This is a genomic window from Meiothermus taiwanensis WR-220 (assembly GCF_003568585.1).
GTDB lineage: Bacteria > Deinococcota > Deinococci > Deinococcales > Thermaceae > Meiothermus > Meiothermus taiwanensis.
The window spans coordinates 28,559-45,309 of record NZ_CP021130.1; the positions used below are offsets into that span (position 1 = coordinate 28,559).

20 protein-coding genes and 1 tRNA gene are annotated in these 16,751 nt (G+C 64.8%); 11 read left to right on the top strand and 10 right to left on the bottom strand.

Annotated features, from left to right (window positions below; all coding sequences use genetic code 11):
* Positions 1–121 precede the first annotated feature (121 nt).
* The 6 genes from MTAI_RS00155 to MTAI_RS00180 all read left to right on the top strand — a co-directional run bounded on the left by MTAI_RS00155 (position 122) and on the right by MTAI_RS00180 (position 3,897).
* Positions 122–580 (top strand): hypothetical protein, encoded by a 459-nt coding sequence (locus tag MTAI_RS00155; protein WP_027888212.1) that lies wholly within the window; start codon positions 122–124, stop codon positions 578–580.
* A gap of 110 nt (positions 581–690) precedes the next feature.
* On the top strand, positions 691–951 hold the full coding sequence (locus MTAI_RS00160) for an SHOCT domain-containing protein (RefSeq protein ID WP_051349838.1): 261 nt from the start codon (positions 691–693) through the stop codon (positions 949–951).
* 84 nt (positions 952–1,035) lie between these two features.
* On the top strand, positions 1,036–1,749 hold the full coding sequence (locus tag MTAI_RS00165) for an intradiol ring-cleavage dioxygenase (protein ID WP_027888214.1): 714 nt from the start codon (positions 1,036–1,038) through the stop codon (positions 1,747–1,749).
* Between the two features lie 80 nt (positions 1,750–1,829).
* Entirely contained in the window at positions 1,830–2,741 is a 912-nt protein-coding gene (locus tag MTAI_RS00170; RefSeq protein WP_043982066.1) for an FAD:protein FMN transferase, read from the top strand.
* Positions 2,742–3,287 (top strand): DUF2271 domain-containing protein, encoded by a 546-nt coding sequence (locus tag MTAI_RS00175; RefSeq protein WP_027888938.1) that lies wholly within the window; start codon positions 2,742–2,744, stop codon positions 3,285–3,287.
* A gap of 7 nt (positions 3,288–3,294) precedes the next feature.
* Positions 3,295–3,897: a PepSY-associated TM helix domain-containing protein gene (locus MTAI_RS00180; RefSeq protein ID WP_043982067.1), complete on the top strand. Its 603-nt coding sequence runs from the start codon at positions 3,295–3,297 to the stop codon at positions 3,895–3,897.
* Here MTAI_RS00180 and MTAI_RS15555 read toward each other — a convergent pair.
* From MTAI_RS15555 to tsaE, 8 genes are all read right to left on the bottom strand, one after another.
* Positions 3,887–5,599, bottom strand: coding sequence for a glycoside hydrolase family 125 protein (locus tag MTAI_RS15555; RefSeq protein WP_027888940.1), 1,713 nt, complete (start codon positions 5,597–5,599; stop codon positions 3,887–3,889). The genes MTAI_RS00180 and MTAI_RS15555 overlap by 11 nt on opposite strands.
* A gap of 8 nt (positions 5,600–5,607) precedes the next feature.
* On the bottom strand, positions 5,608–5,799 hold the full coding sequence (locus tag MTAI_RS00190) for a hypothetical protein (RefSeq protein WP_027888941.1): 192 nt from the start codon (positions 5,797–5,799) through the stop codon (positions 5,608–5,610).
* 28 nt (positions 5,800–5,827) lie between these two features.
* Positions 5,828–6,640, bottom strand: a complete 813-nt coding sequence (locus MTAI_RS00195) for a carbohydrate ABC transporter permease (protein WP_027888942.1) — start codon at positions 6,638–6,640, stop codon at positions 5,828–5,830.
* Complete coding sequence (locus MTAI_RS00200) at positions 6,640–7,554, bottom strand: carbohydrate ABC transporter permease (protein WP_027888943.1); 915 nt, start codon at positions 7,552–7,554, stop codon at positions 6,640–6,642. The genes MTAI_RS00195 and MTAI_RS00200 overlap by 1 nt, the downstream gene beginning before the upstream one ends.
* A 131-nt stretch (positions 7,555–7,685) precedes the next feature.
* The gene (locus tag MTAI_RS00205; protein WP_027888944.1) at positions 7,686–8,930 is read right to left on the bottom strand and encodes an extracellular solute-binding protein; all 1,245 of its coding nucleotides are present in this window, start codon (positions 8,928–8,930) and stop codon (positions 7,686–7,688) included.
* Between the two features lie 82 nt (positions 8,931–9,012).
* A complete protein-coding gene (locus tag MTAI_RS15130; protein ID WP_245392049.1) occupies positions 9,013–9,570 on the bottom strand; it encodes a DDE transposase family protein in 558 nt (185 codons plus the stop codon).
* Entirely contained in the window at positions 9,480–10,139 is a 660-nt protein-coding gene (locus MTAI_RS15135; protein WP_245392050.1) for a transposase family protein, read from the bottom strand. Before MTAI_RS15135 ends, MTAI_RS15130 begins: the two co-directional genes overlap by 91 nt.
* A 105-nt stretch (positions 10,140–10,244) precedes the next feature.
* Positions 10,245–10,667 carry a tRNA (adenosine(37)-N6)-threonylcarbamoyltransferase complex ATPase subunit type 1 TsaE gene (gene tsaE / locus MTAI_RS00215; RefSeq protein ID WP_027888886.1) on the bottom strand — a complete coding sequence of 141 codons (423 nt, stop codon included), beginning with the start codon at positions 10,665–10,667 and terminating at the stop codon, positions 10,245–10,247.
* Positions 10,668–10,741: 74 nt separating this feature from the next.
* Here tsaE and MTAI_RS00220 point away from each other — a divergent pair, with 74 nt between their 5' ends.
* Positions 10,742–11,941, top strand: coding sequence for a TCR/Tet family MFS transporter (locus MTAI_RS00220; protein ID WP_027888887.1), 1,200 nt, complete (start codon positions 10,742–10,744; stop codon positions 11,939–11,941).
* Between the two features lie 111 nt (positions 11,942–12,052).
* Here the strand turns inward: MTAI_RS00220 and MTAI_RS00225 are convergent.
* Positions 12,053–12,130, bottom strand: a tRNA-Arg gene (locus MTAI_RS00225).
* A gap of 178 nt (positions 12,131–12,308) precedes the next feature.
* Here MTAI_RS00225 and gatB point away from each other — a divergent pair.
* The 3 genes from gatB to MTAI_RS00240 are packed head-to-tail and all read left to right on the top strand — an operon-like array spanning position 12,309 to position 15,385.
* The gene (gene gatB, locus MTAI_RS00230) at positions 12,309–13,733 is read left to right on the top strand and encodes an Asp-tRNA(Asn)/Glu-tRNA(Gln) amidotransferase subunit GatB (protein WP_027888888.1); all 1,425 of its coding nucleotides are present in this window, start codon (positions 12,309–12,311) and stop codon (positions 13,731–13,733) included.
* A complete protein-coding gene (purM, locus tag MTAI_RS00235) occupies positions 13,730–14,737 on the top strand; it encodes a phosphoribosylformylglycinamidine cyclo-ligase (RefSeq protein ID WP_027888889.1) in 1,008 nt (335 codons plus the stop codon). The genes gatB and purM overlap by 4 nt, the downstream gene beginning before the upstream one ends.
* Positions 14,738–14,752: 15 nt before the next feature.
* Complete coding sequence (locus tag MTAI_RS00240; RefSeq protein ID WP_027888890.1) at positions 14,753–15,385, top strand: histidine phosphatase family protein; 633 nt, start codon at positions 14,753–14,755, stop codon at positions 15,383–15,385.
* Here the strand turns inward: MTAI_RS00240 and MTAI_RS00245 are convergent, their stop codons facing one another.
* Positions 15,386–15,640, bottom strand: a complete 255-nt coding sequence (locus MTAI_RS00245; protein ID WP_245453121.1) for a galactosyldiacylglycerol synthase — start codon at positions 15,638–15,640, stop codon at positions 15,386–15,388.
* Between MTAI_RS00245 and MTAI_RS00250 the strand changes: the two genes are divergently transcribed.
* Positions 15,639–16,745 (top strand): trans-sulfuration enzyme family protein, encoded by a 1,107-nt coding sequence (locus MTAI_RS00250; RefSeq protein ID WP_027888892.1) that lies wholly within the window; start codon positions 15,639–15,641, stop codon positions 16,743–16,745. The two genes, MTAI_RS00245 and MTAI_RS00250, sit on opposite strands and share 2 nt — an antisense overlap.
* Positions 16,746–16,751: the final 6 nt, after the last annotated feature.

Sequence of the window (16,751 nt, forward strand, 5' to 3'; positions counted from 1 at the left end):
TACGGGCGGGTTACGGGTGCCTCCATGAGAAACCCTCTCAGCGAGTCGTAACTGCTCCGTAACCGCCCTGCCGCAGACTTCTTCTCGGGAAAGCCAGAGGGCTTTCCACAAGGAGGAAAGCATGAACAAGACGCTAAAAACCCTGTTGGTGGTCTCGAGCCTGGCGGTAGCGGGCGCCTTTGCCCAGCAAACCCCGGCGCCCCAGCCCGCCCCAACGCAGCCCAGGGCCATGCAGCGCATGGCGGCGCCCAAGGGCCTGATTGGCAACCTCTACTACGCTGCGGCTCAGTTCCTGGGGGTCACCCCCGCCGAGCTGGCGGTGCTGAGCGGTGGCAGCAAGACCCTGGCCCAGGTGGCCACCGACCTCGGCAAGACCCCGGCGGCCCTCGAGGCGGCCCTGGTCACCGCCCGCAACCAGGCCATCGACCAGGCCGTGCAGGCCGGGCGGCTCACGGCCGAGCAGGCCAATACCCTCAAAGCCAGCAGCCAGGCGGTGGCCAAGGCTTTTGTGGCCCAGCCGGTGCAGCTGCGCCTGGGGGGCCGGGGCGACTGGGACGGCCCCCGGGGGCGGTGGCGCTAGGCCCTGTCCGGTAGTAGCAGTTGGGCGTGTGGTTGAAGCTTCGGCCACACGCCCCTACTACAAAAGCAAAGGCTTACCCGGAACCGGGTTTTTGCTGTAGGAGGCGCAGTATGTGGATGATGGATCACCGTGGACGTTGGGATGGTTTTGGCTACTACGGCTTTGGCTGGATGGACGATGTGCTGTGGGCCCTGCTGCTGCTCGGACTGATTGCGCTGGTGGCGGTGCTGATCGTGCGGCTGCTGCGCAGCCCCGCCACTGGCAGCAAAGCAGCCCCCGACCGGGCCCTGGAGATCGCCCGCGAGCGCTATGCCAAAGGTGAGATCGGCCAGGCTGAGTTCGAGACCCTCAAGAAGAACCTGGGCGGGTAGGCATAACGGCGGGGTTCGACCCCTATTTTCCTAACCCGTTTGCCACCATTTGCGTGGAAAATGTTGGAAAAAAGGAGGGCCAAAATGGATAACGACGATAAACCGATTGGAACGATATTGAACCGTCGTAAAGTGTTGATGGCGCTGGGCCTGGGCGGGCTGGCCGGGGTGGGTGGGCTAATGAACGGACAGAGGGCCGCAGCCCAGAACAACGCCCTGCCTTCCTGCATTGTGCGCCCGGCCCTGACCGAGGGGCCCTATTTTGTGGATACCCAGCTCAACCGCTCCGATATCCGCTCCGACCCCACCACCGGGGTGGTGAAGCCAGGGGTGCCCCTGAGCCTGCGCTTTGTGGTCTCGAGGGTCTCATCCAGCGGGTGCACACCCCTGCCAGGGGCCATGGTGGACATCTGGCAGTGCGACGCCCAGGGCCTCTACTCCGGGGTGCTGGATCGCTTCGCCGACACCCGCGGGCAGAAGTGGCTGCGCGGCCACCAGATCACCGATGCCCAGGGGGTGGCCCAGTTCACCACCATCTACCCCGGCTGGTATCCGGGCCGCACCGTGCACATCCACTTCAAAATTCGTTACCAGAACCGCGACTTCACCTCGCAGCTCTTCTTCGACGATGCCCTGAGCGACCGCATTTTTGCCAATCCCCCCTACGTGAAAACGGGCACCCGCACCCGCAACGCCAACGACAGCATCTACCGCAACGGGGGGAGCCAGCTTCTGCTCAACCTGACCCAGAGCGGGCAGGGCTATGCGGCTACCTTCGATATTGGGCTAAACCTCTAGCCTTTACAAAAACTTCACCCTTTGTTTACGCAAACCTTATGCCGCACGGGGATACTTCTCCGTGGAGAGGAGAACCTCTGATGCCGCTGGCCCTGTTCAAACCACGCCCGTACCTGCACCAAGCCCACTACGAGGGGGTGCTGGGCACAACCCTGACCCTTCAGGTGCGAGCCCAGGGCCCGCGGCAAGCCCGCGCCGCCGAGGCCGCCAGCTTGGCCGAAATTGAGCGCCTCGAGCGCATCTTCAGTAGCTTTCTGCCCGACTCTGAACTGGCCCGCTGGCAGGCCCAGGGCGTAGCCCAGCTTTCACCGGAACTCCAGGCCTTGCTGCGTGCCGCCGAAGGCTGGATGGCCCACACCCACGGGGCCTTCAATCCGGCGGCTGCGGCCATCCAGGCCTTATACAGGCAAAACCCCAAACCCACCGAGGGCGAGCTCGAGGCCCTGCGACAGGCCCTCCAGGGCCCCTTGTGGCGGCTGGAGGGCCGCACGGCCCACAAACTCACCGCGCTGCCCCTCACCTTAAACGCCCTGGCCAAAGGGCATATCGCCGACCGCGCGGCCCAGGCTGCGATGAGCCAGGGGGCCGAGGAGGTGCTGCTCAACCTGGGCGGGGAGATCCGGCACATCGGGCCCCGGCCGGTGCGGGTTGGGGTGGCCGACCCCCTGGCTGGGGCCGACAACGCCCCGCCGCTGGCCCGGCTTTTGGTCTGCAATCAGGGCGTGGCCACCAGTGGGCGCTCGCAGCGGGGAGCGCACCTGTTCGACCCCCGCACGGCCCGGCCTGTCACCCAGATGGCGCAGGCCACCGTAGTAGCCCCGGATGCGGCCACCGCCGATGTGCTGGCCACGGCTTTTTGTGTGCTCGAGCCCATGCTCAGCCTGGCCCTGGCCGAGGTATTTGGGGTGGGCTGCTTATTGGTGGAGGCCGACGGACGCACCCATACCAACCCCCGCTTTTTAGAGCAGGCTGAGGAAATTCGGAGGATTTAGATGAAGCGTTCCTGGATAAGCCGTCGAAACTTTGTCTACCGCACAGTTGGTTTTCTCCTGACCCTTCTGGCCGGCCGGGGCCTGGCCCAGGCCAGGCTGGCTGGCATGAAGTTGGATATCACCTTCGAGTTCGTGGGCGGTGGTTTCCGCTATCGCCGACCCTATGTGGCGGTTTGGATCGAAAACGCCCAGGGCCTGCCGGTGCGCACCCTGGCGGTCTGGTTTGAGCAGTCCCGCAAGGGCCCGCGCTGGCTCAACGAACTCCGGCGCTGGTATCACAACAACGAGCTGAACGAAACCGTCTCGGGCCCCACCCGGATGCCGGGGCGGTACACCCTGAGCTGGGACGGCAAGGACGATAAGGGCAACCCGATGCCCCAGGGCGACTATTACGTCTGTGTGGAGCTGGCCCGGGAGCACGGGCCCTACCAGCTCTTCCGCGAGAAGGTCACCCTGGCCCAGAGCCCCTTCCAGCGCGCTTACAATCTGTCCGGCGAGAAAGGGGATCTCAAGGAGGTGAGCCTTTCCTATGATCGGCAGGGTTGAGAGGCCCATGGAAAAAGTGCAGAAGCCCCTGCGCTCGAGGGTCTATGCCCTGGCCCGCTGGCTGCACCTTTACGCTTCCATGCTGAGCCTGCTGGTGGTGCTGTTTTTTGCCGCTACCGGCATCACCCTCAACCACCCCGAGTGGGTGTTTGGCAACGCCCAGACCATCCATACCTATCAGGGCACCCTGCCCCAGGACTGGCAGCAACGAGGCGAGATCGACTGGCTAAAGACCGCCGAGACCCTGCGGGCCACCTATGGCCTGCGGGGGCAGGTGAGCGATACCCGTGCCGACGATCAGGAAGCCTCCATCAGCTTCCGCGCCCCCGGCTACGCCGCCGATGCCTTCATCAGCCGGGCCGACGGCAGCTATACCCTCAAGGTGGTGGCCCAGGGCCCGGTAGCCGTCCTGAACGACCTGCACCGCGGGCGCGATGCCGGCCCGGCCTGGGCCTGGCTGATTGACCTCTCGGGTGGGTTTTTGTTGCTGGTGGCGCTTACGGGCTTCGTGCTCTCGCTGTACTTCCGCAAAACCCGCAGCGCGGCCTTGAGCGTGGCACTGGTCGGCGCGGGCGGTTTGCTGCTGCTGGTCTGGCTGGCTATACGGTAGGCCCTTTGGGATCTTTGCCCGCGGCCAGCGCGTAGGCAACAAGGCCCGCCAGCGCGGCAAATCCCACCCCGGTGCGAGCCTGGCCGGTCTCGGGGTCGAAGGACTCGCAGGCGTAGCCCTGGTCGAGGGGGGCCTGCTCGAGCGTCATGAGCGCGTCGCCCGCCGGCCGCATCAGGCCGGAGAGGATCCGGTTGGCCAGGCCAAAGCCTGAGGGGAAGGGAAAATGGGCCGAGCCCTCGCCGGGGAAGCGCCCTTTGTAGTGGTGGGGGTTGTCGCTTCCCAGAATCCACAGCGCGGTGGCCTGCCAGATGGGGTCCTGCCGGCTGCAAAAGCCCAGGTGCGGGAGCAGCAACAGGCTGCCCGCAGGCTCATCGGAGAAAGTGTGGGTGCCCCCCGGCTCAAAACTGAAGACGAAGCGCCCGTTGCGCTCGGCCTGGCGGTAGAGGGTCTCGCGGATGGCCCGGGCCTCGAGCCTGAGCGCCTCGGCCTCCGGCCAGAAGGGGGCCAGCCGTTCCAGTGCCACACACCACAGGGCGTTGTCGTAGGTCAGATAGGGCTCCTTCACCGGGTCGTCGGTGGGGGAGAGGAAGGTGCGGTAGAGGGTGAGGGAAGGGTGCTTCTCCTCGGCCACCCGCGCAAACACCCATGCCAGGGGCTCGCGCAGCTCGGCCACCAGCCCGGGGTCGGGGCCGGTGGCCTCCAGGTAGCGGGCCAGGGCCAGGGGGTAGGCCGCGGCCTGATCCAGTTCGAAGCCGGGGTACAGGGGCGGCCCGCTCAGGTACTGGGCGTGCTCCCCCGGCCAGCGGGCCTGGCGCTGGAATACCGCTTTCAGCACCTGTTTTGCTCGTTTGCGGTCGGCCTTGAGCAGGGCCGGGAAAAACCACAAAAGCGCGTCGCGGGCCCAGTAGGCCCCCGAGACGTAGTAGTGCGGGCTCCTCGAGGTGAGCAGCACAGGCTCGCCCTCCAGGGTGTCGGCCTGGGCGTAGAAGTAGCTGAAGATCAGGTGCCGCCGGTAGACCTCGTAGAGGGGGCCCGTGTAATTGGTGCACAGCAGGGCCAGCTTGTGCAGGGTCTTGTGCAGCAAGCCCTCCCAGCCCACCCGCCGCAGGTGCAGGGCGGTGGTGCGGGCACCATCAGCCTCGGGGGCCAGGCCCAGGTAGAGCGTGACCGGGCCCGCCGCCCACTCGAGCACGAACTGGGGGCCCCAGTCTATTCGGGTGGGCGGGGGGTCGGCCTGCAGGCCCAGAGCCAGCAGGGTGCGGTGGGTGCGGGCTTCCATCACATGGCTCCCCGTCCAGCCGTCGTGCCCGCTAGGGAAGACGCAGTCGAGCGGCTCCTCCCGGAAGCGCCGCAGGCCCAGGTACTCGAGGTTGCCCGCTACCTGAAGGGGGCCTTGCCGTTTGGGCTCGAGGCGCAGCGCCAGCCCCCGCTCCCCCCAGGGGGCCAGCAGCGTAACCTTGAGGTCATCGTTCTCCCAGCAGGGAATCCAGTCCGCGAGGCGCGAAACCTGCCAGCCCTGCCCGGACACTTCCAAAAGCGGGGCCCCCACCCAGTCCAGCAGGCCGCTAAGCCCTAGGGAGGCCACCCCGATGCGCGAAATGGAGGGGGCCTGGGGGCTGGCTTCTACGTGCACCTCGAGGTTCCCGGTGGGCAGGTGCGCGGGGGGTGTGTCCAGGATGGGGGCGGGCGTCATTAGCTCCATAAGGCGGCTCACTGTTTCTTGAGCTTATCGAAGTAGACCCAGATGAAGTACATCGCCCCCAGCACCCCCAGCACGAACAGGATGGTCACGAGGCTCCGCAGCCAGTCGGCGAACATCACGCCCACCAGCACCCCCGCGGCAAAGCTGAGCAGGTGCCCGCGGTACTGCCGCCATAGCCGCTGGCCCAGGCCTTGGTTCATGCCGAACAGATTACCAGGAAAAAACCCCCTAGCCCTTCACCCCGGTCAGCACCACCCCTTCGATGATCTGGCGCTGGAAGAACAGGAAGACCAGCAGCACCGGCAGCACGGCCAGGCTGCTGGCGGCCATAATCAGGTTCCAGGCGGTGCCGGCCTCGCTCGAGAACAGTGCCACCCCCACCGGTATGGTGCGCATATCGGGGGTCTGTACCACGATCAGGGGCCACAAAAAGGCGTTCCAGTTGCCCAGAAAGGTAAAGATGCCTAAAGCCGCCAGGGCCGGACGCACCAGCGGGAAGGCGATACGCCAGAACACCCCAAACTCGCTCAGCCCGTCTATCCGCCCGGCATCCAGCAGGTCGGTGGGCAGGGTCTGGAAAAACTGCCGCATCAAGAACACCCCAAAAGCGCTGATGAGGCCCGGAAAGAGCAGACCCCAGTAGGTGTTGCTCCAGCCGTACTCGGTGCTCATCACGTACCAGGGGATGATCAGCATCTCGGTAGGCACCATCAGGGTCGAAAGGATGAGCACGAAGATGAACCCCTTGCCGGGAAAGCGCAGCTTGGCCAGGGTGTAGCCCACCAACGCGTCGAAGAACAGCACCGAGGCCGTGGTGATGAGCGCCACAATCAGGCTATTGAGGAACCAGCGGGGGAACTGCGTATCGAACAGCACCTCGCGGTAGTTGTCCAGGGTGGGGGCCTGGGGCAGCAGCGTGAGATCGAAAATCTCGGCAAAGGGCTTGAGGGAGGTTAGAAACATCCACACGAACGGAAAGAACATCACCAGGCTGCCCAGGATGAGCAGGAGGTAGATCAGGAGTGTAGAAAGGCGTCTCATCAGTACTCCACCCGCCGGGACAACAGCCGCAGTTGCACCAGGGTGATGGCCAGGATAATCACGAACAGCAGCACCGTGATGGCCGCCGCATAGCCCAGGTCAAACCGGGCAAAGGCTTGCTGGTAGATGTAGAGGGCCAGGGTCAGCGTGGAGCCCAGCGGCCCGCCCTGGTCGGTGAAGTTGAGGTTGACCACCTGGGTGAACAGCTGCAAGAAGCCGATGGTGCCGATGACTGCCGAGAAGACCATCACCGGGTTCAGAAGCGGGAGGGTGATGTGGCGGAAGAGCTGCCAGTTGCTGGCCCCGTCTATGCGGGCGGCCTCGTAGTAGTCGCGGGGGATGTTTTGCAGACCCGCCAGGAACAAGACCACCTGAAAACCCAGGTTCTGCCAGACCACCACCATTGTCACGGTGACCAGGGCCTGGGAGGGGCTGGTCAGGAAGGGCTGGGGTGGGATGCCAAACACCCCCAATATTTCATTGACGATGCCAAAATTGGGCGAGAGCATCCAGCTAAACACCCAGGCAACGGCGGCCGCGGGGGTGACATAAGGCGCAAAGTAGATGGCCCGGAAGACATCCCGGAAACGGGTTACCGCATTGAGCAACAGGGCAATGCCAAGCCCCAGCAGGATCTGCGTGGGAACGCCTAACAGGGTGTAGGCCAGGGTGTTTTGCAGGGCTTTGAGCAAGAGCCGATCCTCCAGCATCTGGTGGTAGTGCTCGAGGCCCACGAAAGGCCGTTGGCTGGGGTCGGCGTGCCAGTCGAAGAGCGAGAGCCACAGGGCCTGGAAGGCCGGCCAGATGCGGATAAACAGGAAGAAGGCCAGCGGGATGGCTAAGAAGGCCAGGGCCCACAGCGCTTCTCGGGCCGCCAGCGATACGCCACGTCGGGCGGGCTCAGATGGTCTCATAGAAAGAATGCCATACCGGACTCAAAGGTCCACGCATAGTTGCTTGTGTTGGGTGGAAAGGGGATTCCTCACCCCCTAGCGAAGAATCCCTCGAGCCGGATAGTGCGGGGTGACGGCAAGCCTCGGGCGCGCTACTTCCAGAACGCGTCCAGCAGCTTTTGCTCCTCGGCCACGGCCATGCGCCAGGACTCCGCCGGGTCTTTGTTTTCCAGGAGCACCCGGTTGATGGCGTCGGTCATGACCTTGCGCTGCCCAATTTCATCCACAAAAGGCGTGGCTTTGGCATAGGCCAGCGAGAGCACGAAGGGGCCAAAGACCTTGTCCAGGGTGAGCTTGGGGTCTTTGATCAGGCTCTTGCGGGCCGGCAGCTCGCCCACCTTCTCGAGCCAGTAGCGCTGGGTTTCCTCGGAGACCAGAAACTCCAAAAACTTGAGCGAGGCCGCCTGCTTAGGCCCGGTGGCCAGGGGGGTCAGGCCGTGCATCCAGAAGGAGCCGTAGTTCACCTTACGGCCGCCAACCTTTTCTACGGGCAGCTCGGCCACGCCCCAGTTGAACTTAGCCCCACTGCGGATGGTGCCGATGGCGAACGAGCCATCGATAATCATGCCCACCCTGCCGGCGATAAAGGCGTCGCGGTAGGCGTTGTTGCCGGGGAAGAACTGGTTGCCCAGGGTGCCCACATTGTGCTTTTTGAACCAGTCGGTGTAGAAGGTGAAGGCTTTGAGCCCGGCGGCGTCGCCATAAAGCACCCGGCGCCCATCGTCGGAGTAGGGCCGCCCGCCAAACTGCCGGATCAGCACCTCACGCACCAGGTGGTGATCCTGCCCGTCGGGGGCCATGGCGTAGCCCAGCTGGGTGAACCTATTGCCCTGCCTGACGGTGAGCTTGCTTGCGATGTTTAGAAACTCGTCCCAGGTTTTGGGTGGGGTGTTAAAGCCGGCGGCGTTGAGCAGATCGCGGTTGTAAAACAGGGCCAGCGAGCGCACAGCGGTGGGGATGCCGTAGAGCCTGCCCTCCACCTTGGCGGCCTGGGCCATGCCCAGGAACTCGTTGTCAACCATCCTTACGTACTCTGCGGGCAAGGGCTGCAGGTACCCAGCCTTGACCCAGGTGGGCAGCCAGCCGTAGAACAGGTTGACCACATCCGGCCCCTGGCCGGCGGGAATCGAGGAAGCCACCTTCTGCTGATAGGCGTCGTAGGGGAAGGTCTGGTGCAGCACCCTGATGCCGGGGTTGGCGGCCTCGAACTTTTTGATCAGTTCATTCACCGCCTCGACCTTGCTTTTGAAGTCGTACTGCCAGTAGGTGATGGTGACCTGACCCTGGGCCAGTGCTGCTCCCAGCAAAGCGATTAGGATGACTAGGGCTTTCTGCATGAACTGCCTCCTTTAACCTCTGAGGGGTCATACCCATTATATGACCAACCGGTCACCCATCCAAAAAGAGGCCAGGCTTTTATCACAACCCTCGGATTAGCTTCAGTAGAGCCTTAGGATTAGCCGAGAACTTTCTAACCGAGCGCAACACCGGCCACTTTTTGAGATGCAAGAGGCTCAGGATTACATCCCGTAAGTACATCAGCCCCACCGCCCCCTTGCGGCTGCGGCAGGCATCTTCTCCCAACACCGTGTCTCGTTTATGGTGTAAGCGGTTCTCCACCTCCCAGTGTCCCCGCCACAGGGTATACAGCTGCTTGGCCGATGCTTGCAGGCTGGTCAGCGCATAGGCACTCTCCTCCCGCAGCTCCCCGGTATTTTTGCGCACCACCCTCCGCCGCATCCGCAAGGCCATCTGCGAGCCCCGCCAACCGCTGACCGCCTCCGGCAGGGGCAGCACCTCTAGGTGCCATGTCCAGACCTCTCCACCCCGAACCTGGTGCTGAATATGCTGGTCTGTAGCCTGGTAGCTGGCAAAAGCCCACTGGATCAGCTCCTTGAGCTCCGCCTGGTTCTCTTTGACGCTGAGCAGATACCCCCCTTTTGCGCCACCACCGCTGCCGCCACCTCCTGGGTGCACAAGGCCGCATCCCCCGTCAGCACCCAGTCCACCCCCAGCCCCTCCATGCGTACCACCCATCCCTGCGCCGCCGCTGCCTCACCGGCAACAACCCCCTGGCTGCCCAGGGAGAGCCCCAGCCCCTGAACCAACGCCGACAAAAAGACCAGCGCCTCTTCCCCTCGCCGGATGCGCCGGGTGCCCCGCAGGTGTTTACCGTCCACGGCTACGCGCAAAGGTTCATCGCCCTCCTTGCCCAAGGCCTTGAGTACCTCCTGAGCCCAGGATAGTAGGGCCTTTTGCAAGGGTTCTAAGTGCTCGCTCAAAAACCAAAAGAAGCGGTAGAGGGTGGCTTGCGCAGGTAGTTTGCGTTCACCCCGGCGGGTACGGATATGCACCTCGTTCAGCAAGAAGCGTCGCTGGTCTTTCACCCACTGGCTGATGGCCAGGATGTTGTGCCGTCCCGAACCCACCGCCATCAAGCAGATGAGCAACAGGTCTTGCCAGCGATGTTGGGTTTTCAGGTACTCGCGGGGATCGGGTATCTGGGCTAGATATGGCAACGGACTGGGAATGGAGACAGCTTTCATATGTGATTATGATAAAACCCTGAAAAGAGGCCCCATGCCCTACGGAGGATCTATTCCTGGGGCCTCGAGGGCGACGGGTCAGGGGCGAAGCTGCCCGTGGGATGCTCAGAGCTTCGGGAGCGGTGCGCGGCCGTGGGGGATGAGCTCGAGCCTCCGCCCATCCTCGGTGGGGGTCAGGCGGATCTCCAGGCTATCGGGAAACACCTCGGGCTTTCCCCACTCGATCAGCACCAGCCGGGCCTCGGGCAGGTAGTCCTCCAGGCCCAGGGTAAAAAGCTCCTCCTGGTCGGCCATGCGGTAGGCGTCGATGTGAACGATCAAGCCCTGCGGGCTGGGGTACTCGTGGATCAGGGTGTAGGTGGGGCTGGTGACCTCGCCTTTGAAGCCCAGGGCCTCGGCTATGAATTTCACCAGGGTGGTCTTGCCCGCGCCCATGGGCCCCGTGAGCAGCACCAGCGCTCCCTCGGGCAGGCTTTGCGCAAGCCGCTGGGCTACCGAACGGGTGTCTTCTAGATGCTCTAACAGCACGTTTACTAGCTTATCGTGTAGATGAGCCTGCGCTTCCAATCCGCCCAGGCCTGGGGTGTCATAATGGCGCGGTCATGTCGAAGCAGGCCTCTATCCCCTTCATCCTGATCTCGGTGCTCATCAACGTGATGGGCCTGGGGCTGGTTATTCCGGTCTTGCCCAGGCTCATCGAGACCCTGGCCGGCGGCGTGGAGGCGGGGGCGCGGCTCAACGGCCTGTTTTTTGCGGTGTACGCGGTGATGCAGTTTGCTTTTGGCCCCATCCTGGGCATGCTCTCCGACCGCTACGGGCGCCGCCCGGTGCTGCTTTTATCGCTGCTGGGCACCGGCGTGGATTATTTGATTGCCGCTCTTACGCAGTCCATCTGGGTGCTGTTTGCTGCCCGGGTGATCGCTGGGGCGCTGGGGGCCAGCCTCTCGACCGCCAACGCCTACATTGCCGATATCTCCAAACCCGAAGAGCGGGCCCGCAACTTTGGCCTGATTGGGGCCACCTTTGGGATGGGCTTCGTGCTGGGGCCGGTGCTGGGTGGGCTTTTGGGCAACATCGACCTGCGTCTGCCCTTCTACTTTGCGGCGGGGCTGGCCTTTCTCAACTTTTTGTATGGCTATTTTGTGTTGCCGGAGTCGCTCAAACCCGAAAACCGCAGCACCCAGGCCCGCTCGCTCAACCCGTTTGTGGCCCTGGGGGTCTTGCGGAAAACCCCCATCCTGCGGGGGTTGTCCCTGAGCCTCTCGCTCATCTTTTTGGCCTTTGGGGCTTTGCAGAGCGTGTGGGTGCTGTACACCGCCTACAAGTTTGGCTGGGAGCCGCTCGAGGTGGGCTTCTCGCTGTTTCTGGTGGGCTTGGGCGGTGTGATTGTCCAGGCCGGGCTGGTTCGGCCCGTGGTGGCCCGCCTGGGGGAGCGCCGGGCCCTGACCCTGGCCCAGAGCGTGGGGCTGTTCTCCTTCACCCTGTATGGCCTGGCCACCCAGGGCTGGATGATGTACGCCATCATCGCCCTGGCCGCCTTGAGCAACCTGGGCCAGCCCCTCATCCAGTCCTTCCTGACCCGCGAGGTCTCGCCGCAAGAGCAGGGCACCTTGCAGGGGGCGCTGGCCGGTCTGCAAAGCCTGACGGTGGCAGTGGGGGGCCTCCTGGGTGGATTCCTCTTTTCGCTGGTGGCAAAGCCCGAGCTGGCTTCCTGGCTGGTGGGGCTGCCCTTTTTTGTGGGGGCCCTCTTCTACGCCACCGCAGCGGCCAACACCGCCCGGCTGTTCCGGGCCCTGCGCTAGCGTCGCCGGGCCAGGGTCTGCCGGATGTCCCCGGCCACTCCACAAACCGTAGAATCACCGTAAAACGACAAACCCGAGGGGTGAGCATCCTCGGGTTGTTGCCTCCTGGACTGGTGCGCCCGGCAGGACTCGAACCTGCGACCTAAGGTTTAGGAAACCTTTGCTCTATCCATACTGAGCTACGAGCGCACGGGGCCTGCCTAGGCAAGCAACCAAGATTCTAGCATCTGGCCGTGCAGACTTCCACGCACAGGCCAAACCACATCTACCGATGGCCCACCCCACAATCGCTTCCAAGCGCATGCTAGCCGGAAAACTCCGTATCAAAATGGGCCCAGGGATATTTGCCGCCCTATAATATCCGCGTATGCCCGATTTCGAAGCCGTGGTAGGGCTGGAAGTCCACCTGCACCTCAAAACCAAAAGCAAGATGTTCTGCGGCTGCGATGCCGATTATTTTGGCGACCCGCCCAACACCCACACCTGCCCGGTCTGCCTGGGCCTGCCGGGGGTGCTGCCGGTGGTCAACGCCCAGGCGGTGGAGTACGGCATTCTTTTCGGGCTGGCCCTGAACTGCCAGATTGCCCCCTGGACGCAGTTCCACCGCAAGAGCTACTACTACCCCGACATGCCCAAAAACTACCAGATCTCCCAGTACGACCTGCCCATCGCGGCCCACGGCTACCTGGAAGTGGAGGGGCAGCGGGTGCGCATCAAGCGGGTGCACCTCGAGGAGGACGCGGCCAAGTCCACCCACCCCGAGGGGGCCCCCTACTCCCTGATTGACCTCAACCGGGCCGGCTCCCCCCTGATCGAGATGGTCACCGAGCCGGACATCCGCACCCCCGAGCAGGCCCGGATTTTCCTCTCCCACATCCGCTCGATTGCCCAGACCCTGGGGGTATCCGACGCCAACCCCGAGGAGGGCAAGATGCGGGCCGATGTGAACGTCTCGGTGCGGCGGGTGGGGGAGCCTTTGGGCACCAAGGTCGAGATCAAGAACCTCAACTCCTTCCGCAGCGTGGCGCGGGCCCTCGAGTACGAGATTCGGCGGCAGCAGGAGATCCTGCGCAGCGGGCGCCGGGTCGAGCAGGCCACTTTGGGCTTCGACGAGGCCGCCGGCAAGACCTACGTCATGCGCCTGAAGGAAGGCGAGGCCGACTACCGCTACTTCCCCGACCCCGACCTGCCCCCCATCGTGGTGGACGAGGCCTGGCTGGCCCGGCTCAAAGCCGCCATGCCCGAGCTGCCCGCCCAGAAATACGCCCGCTACGTGGAGGCCGGGGTGCGCCCCTATGACGCCGAGATCCTGGCCTACAACCCCTCGCTGGCCCGCTTCTTCGACCAAACCCTGGCCTGCTACCGGGGCAACCCCCAGACCGTCGCCAACCTGCTCAACGCCGATGTGGCCGGCTATCTGAACGAGCGGCAGATGGAAGTGCAAGAGACCGCCCTCACCCCCGAGCACCTGGCTGCGCTGGCAGGGCTGTTCGAGCGGCGCGAGATCACCAACCGGGTTCTGAGCCAGCTACTGCCCGAGGTGATGGAAGGGGCCGACCCCTTGAAGCTGGTGGAGGAACGCGGCCTGCGGGCGGTCGCGGACGAGGGCGCGCTGCGGCCCCTGGTGGAGCGGGTGGTGGCCGCCAATCCCAAGGTGGTGGAGCAGGTGAAAGGCGGCAACCTCAAGGCCGCCAACGCCCTGCTGGGCCCCATCATGAAGGAGACCAAGGGCACCGCCAAGGCCGACGTGGTCAAGAAGATGCTGGGCGAGATGCTGGGGGTTGAGCTATGAACTACCGGGATGCGGGGGTGGACATTGACCGCAAGGCGGGGGCTCTGAAGGCCGCCGCGGGCAAAATCAAGGAAACCTACACCCCCGAGGTACTGCGCGGTATCGGGGCTTTTGGCGGCATGATAGAGATCTCCAGGCTCAAAGACATGGCCGAGCCGGTGCTGGTGGCCTCCACCGACGGGGTGGGCACCAAGACCCTCCTGGCCGTCCAGACCGGACGCTACAGCGGGCTGGGTTTCGACATCGTGAACCACTCGGTCAACGATCTTTTGGTACAGGGGGCCCGGCCCTTGTTTTTTATGGACTACATCGCCAGTGCCCGGCTGGAAGCCGAGGTGCTGGCCCAGATCCTGGCCTCGCTGGCCGAGGCCTGCAAGGCGGTGGGGATCCCCCTGCTGGGGGGCGAGACCGCCGAGATGCCGGGGGTCTACCAGGAGGGCGGCCTGGATCTGGTGGGCACCATTGTGGGCGTGGTGGATAAGGCCCAGGTGGTGGACGGCTCCAGGGTACAGCCCGGCGATGTGGTGCTGGCCCTGCCCTCCTCGGGGCTGCACACCAACGGCTACAGCCTGGCCCGCCGGGTGTTCGCGGGGTGGAACCTCGAGGAACCCCGGCCCGAGCTGGGCGGGCGGTCGCTGGCCGAGGCCCTGCTGGAACCCCACCGTTGCTACCTGCGCGAGGTAGAGCTCTTGCAGCGCGAGGGCCTGGAGATCCGCGCCATGGCCCACATCACCGGCGGGGGGGTGTTTGAGAACCTGCCCAGGGTGCTGCCGGAGGGGCTGGGGGCCGAGATCCGACGGGGCAGCTTTCCCATCCCCCCCATCTTTGAGCTGATTCAGCGGGCTGGACAGGTTCCCGAGCAGGAGATGTACCGGGTCTTCAACATGGGGCTTGGTTACATTTTGGTCTTAAGTCCAGACACGGCACCCATAGCCCGGCAGCTGCTACCGCAAAGTTACCCCGTAGGGTATATCATGGAGTCGTCAGGGATTAAGGTTGTCTGAACCCTGATCCACCTTATGAAAGAACTCTGGCTGGTACGCCACGGCGAGACCCCCTGGAATGCCGAGGGGCGTTTTCAGGGGCATTACGACGTTAATCTCTCCCCGCAGGGCCTGCACCAGGCCTTCCGGGTGGCCGAGCGCCTGGCCGCCTGCCGCCAGGGCTTCGATGGCCTGTACAGCTCCGACCTACAACGGGCGGCCCTCACCGCCAAGCCCATTGCTGAGGCCCTGCGCCTCACACCCACCCTCGACCCCCGCCTGCGCGAGATTTACGCCGGCGAGCTGCAGGGGCTGCTGCGCAGCGAGATGCAGGTGCTTTACCCGGAGTTCCACGAGGCCATTCAGCGCGACCCCTGGAACACCAAGCGCCCCGGCGGCGAGAGCATGGCCGATCTGGCTGCACGGGTGCAGGAATTTATCGAGGAGCTGCCAGAGGGCCGGTTTATCGTGGTGACCCACGGGGGGGTCATCCGGGCTGCGCTCAAGATTGTGCTCGAGCTGGAAAACGGGGCCTGGCGCCGCTTCCAGATTCAAAACACCTCCATCACCCGCCTGCTCTACCCCGAGGGCACCGCCCTCTCCATTGGGGATGTGGGCCACCTCGAGGCCTGGGCCGAGGGGCTGATGGACGAGGCCACGCTCACCTAGCTACCTCGACCAGCGGATATTCAGGTCTTCCTTATCCCCCATCGCCTTAGCCAGCAGCTCGATGAGGGCCGGGTCGGCGCCCTGTTCGCGCCAGGCCTCGAGCAGGTCGGCGTTCAGGTAGTAGTCCTGATCCCAGGCGTGCTCTTCTTCCATCTGCGCGACCAGGAACTCGAGCTGCGCCTCGCCGATCTGGCCGATGGGCGCGCCGGTATCGGCGTTGAACAGTTGAACCATGCCCGTTATGCTTGTGGGCATGGACAAGCCTTCCTCGCTCAAACCGGCCTCCTGGCTGGTGGCCGCCGGCCGCCCAAGCGAGCCCGGCGAACCCCTCAACACCCCTTTGGTGCCGGCTTCCAACTTCATCCTGGGACAGGAACGGGCCTACGCCCGCGACGACGGTACGCCCACCTGGGAGGCCCTGGAGGCCCTGGTGGGGGGGCTCGAGGGCGGGCAGGCCGTGGCCTTCGCCTCGGGCATGGCGGCGGTGGCTGCGGTTTTTGACCAGCTTGCGGCCGGGGCGGTGGTGGTGCTGCCGGACGACTGCTACCAGGGGGTGGTGGGGCTGGCGATGGCAGGGGCCCAGAAGAAGCGCTGGTCGGTGCGGCGGCTGGCCCTGGAGGACACCGAGGGCTGGGTGCGGGCCTGTGCCGAGGCCGACCTGATCTGGCTCGAGTCCCCCTCCAACCCGCTGCTCACGGTGGTGGATCTGGCCGCCATCGGGCAGGCCCCGCGCAAGCCCGGGGCCATCCTGGCGGTGGACAACACCTTCGCCACCCCCCTCAACCAGCAGCCTTTGGCCTTTGGGGCCACGGTCTCCATCCAGTCGGCCACCAAGTTCATCGGCGGCCACTCCGACCTGCTCTGCGGGGTGGCCACCACCCGCGACGAGGCCCTCTGGCAGGCCCTCCGAACCTCCAGAACCCTGAGCGGGGCCACCCCCGGCACCCTCGAGGCCTTCCTGGCCGTGCGGGGGGCGCGCACCCTGGCCCTCCGCCTGCAAAAAGCCCAGGAGAACGCCCAGGAGCTGGCCCTTCGCCTGGAAAAGCACCCCCGGGTGGCCCGCGTGCGCTACCCCGGCCTCCCTTCCCACCCCACCCACGCCACCGCCAAGCGGGTGCTGAAGGGGTTTGGCAGCATTATCTCCTTCGACCTGAAGGGCGGGGCGGCGGAGGCCGATGCGGTCTGCCGGAAAGTACAGCTCATCCGGCACGCCACCAGCCTGGGAGGGGTGGAGTCTACCATGGAGCGCCGGGCGGCCATTCCGGGGCAGGAGCACCTTCCCCCTTCGCTGCTGCGGCTGAGCGTGGGCATCGAGGACGTCGAGGATCTCTGGGCCGACCTCGAGGCCGCCCTGCAATAACCCGGC

What these genes read in the sequence shown, in the direction of transcription:
- MTAI_RS00205 (WP_027888944.1), bottom strand. Translation starts at nt 8,930, where the DNA reads ATGCAGAAAGCCCTAGTCATCCTAATCGCTTTGCTGGGAGCAGCACTG.
- MTAI_RS00245 (WP_245453121.1), bottom strand. Translation starts at nt 15,640, where the DNA reads ATGCCCACAAGCATAACGGGCATGGTTCAACTGTTCAACGCCGATACC.
- MTAI_RS00250 (WP_027888892.1), top strand. Translation starts at nt 15,639, where the DNA reads ATGGACAAGCCTTCCTCGCTCAAACCGGCCTCCTGGCTGGTGGCCGCC.
- MTAI_RS15135 (WP_245392050.1), bottom strand. Translation starts at nt 10,139, where the DNA reads ATGAAAGCTGTCTCCATTCCCAGTCCGTTGCCATATCTAGCCCAGATA.
- MTAI_RS00170 (WP_043982066.1), top strand. Translation starts at nt 1,830, where the DNA reads ATGCCGCTGGCCCTGTTCAAACCACGCCCGTACCTGCACCAAGCCCAC.
- MTAI_RS15555 (WP_027888940.1), bottom strand. Translation starts at nt 5,599, where the DNA reads ATGGAGCTAATGACGCCCGCCCCCATCCTGGACACACCCCCCGCGCAC.
- MTAI_RS00165 (WP_027888214.1), top strand. Translation starts at nt 1,036, where the DNA reads ATGGATAACGACGATAAACCGATTGGAACGATATTGAACCGTCGTAAA.
- MTAI_RS00200 (WP_027888943.1), bottom strand. Translation starts at nt 7,554, where the DNA reads ATGAGACCATCTGAGCCCGCCCGACGTGGCGTATCGCTGGCGGCCCGA.
- MTAI_RS00195 (WP_027888942.1), bottom strand. Translation starts at nt 6,640, where the DNA reads ATGAGACGCCTTTCTACACTCCTGATCTACCTCCTGCTCATCCTGGGC.
- MTAI_RS00155 (WP_027888212.1), top strand. Translation starts at nt 122, where the DNA reads ATGAACAAGACGCTAAAAACCCTGTTGGTGGTCTCGAGCCTGGCGGTA.
- MTAI_RS00220 (WP_027888887.1), top strand. Translation starts at nt 10,742, where the DNA reads ATGTCGAAGCAGGCCTCTATCCCCTTCATCCTGATCTCGGTGCTCATC.
- MTAI_RS00240 (WP_027888890.1), top strand. Translation starts at nt 14,753, where the DNA reads ATGAAAGAACTCTGGCTGGTACGCCACGGCGAGACCCCCTGGAATGCC.
- MTAI_RS00175 (WP_027888938.1), top strand. Translation starts at nt 2,742, where the DNA reads ATGAAGCGTTCCTGGATAAGCCGTCGAAACTTTGTCTACCGCACAGTT.
- MTAI_RS00180 (WP_043982067.1), top strand. Translation starts at nt 3,295, where the DNA reads ATGGAAAAAGTGCAGAAGCCCCTGCGCTCGAGGGTCTATGCCCTGGCC.
- MTAI_RS00160 (WP_051349838.1), top strand. Translation starts at nt 691, where the DNA reads ATGTGGATGATGGATCACCGTGGACGTTGGGATGGTTTTGGCTACTAC.
- purM (WP_027888889.1), top strand. Translation starts at nt 13,730, where the DNA reads ATGAACTACCGGGATGCGGGGGTGGACATTGACCGCAAGGCGGGGGCT.
- MTAI_RS00190 (WP_027888941.1), bottom strand. Translation starts at nt 5,799, where the DNA reads ATGAACCAAGGCCTGGGCCAGCGGCTATGGCGGCAGTACCGCGGGCAC.
- gatB (WP_027888888.1), top strand. Translation starts at nt 12,309, where the DNA reads ATGCCCGATTTCGAAGCCGTGGTAGGGCTGGAAGTCCACCTGCACCTC.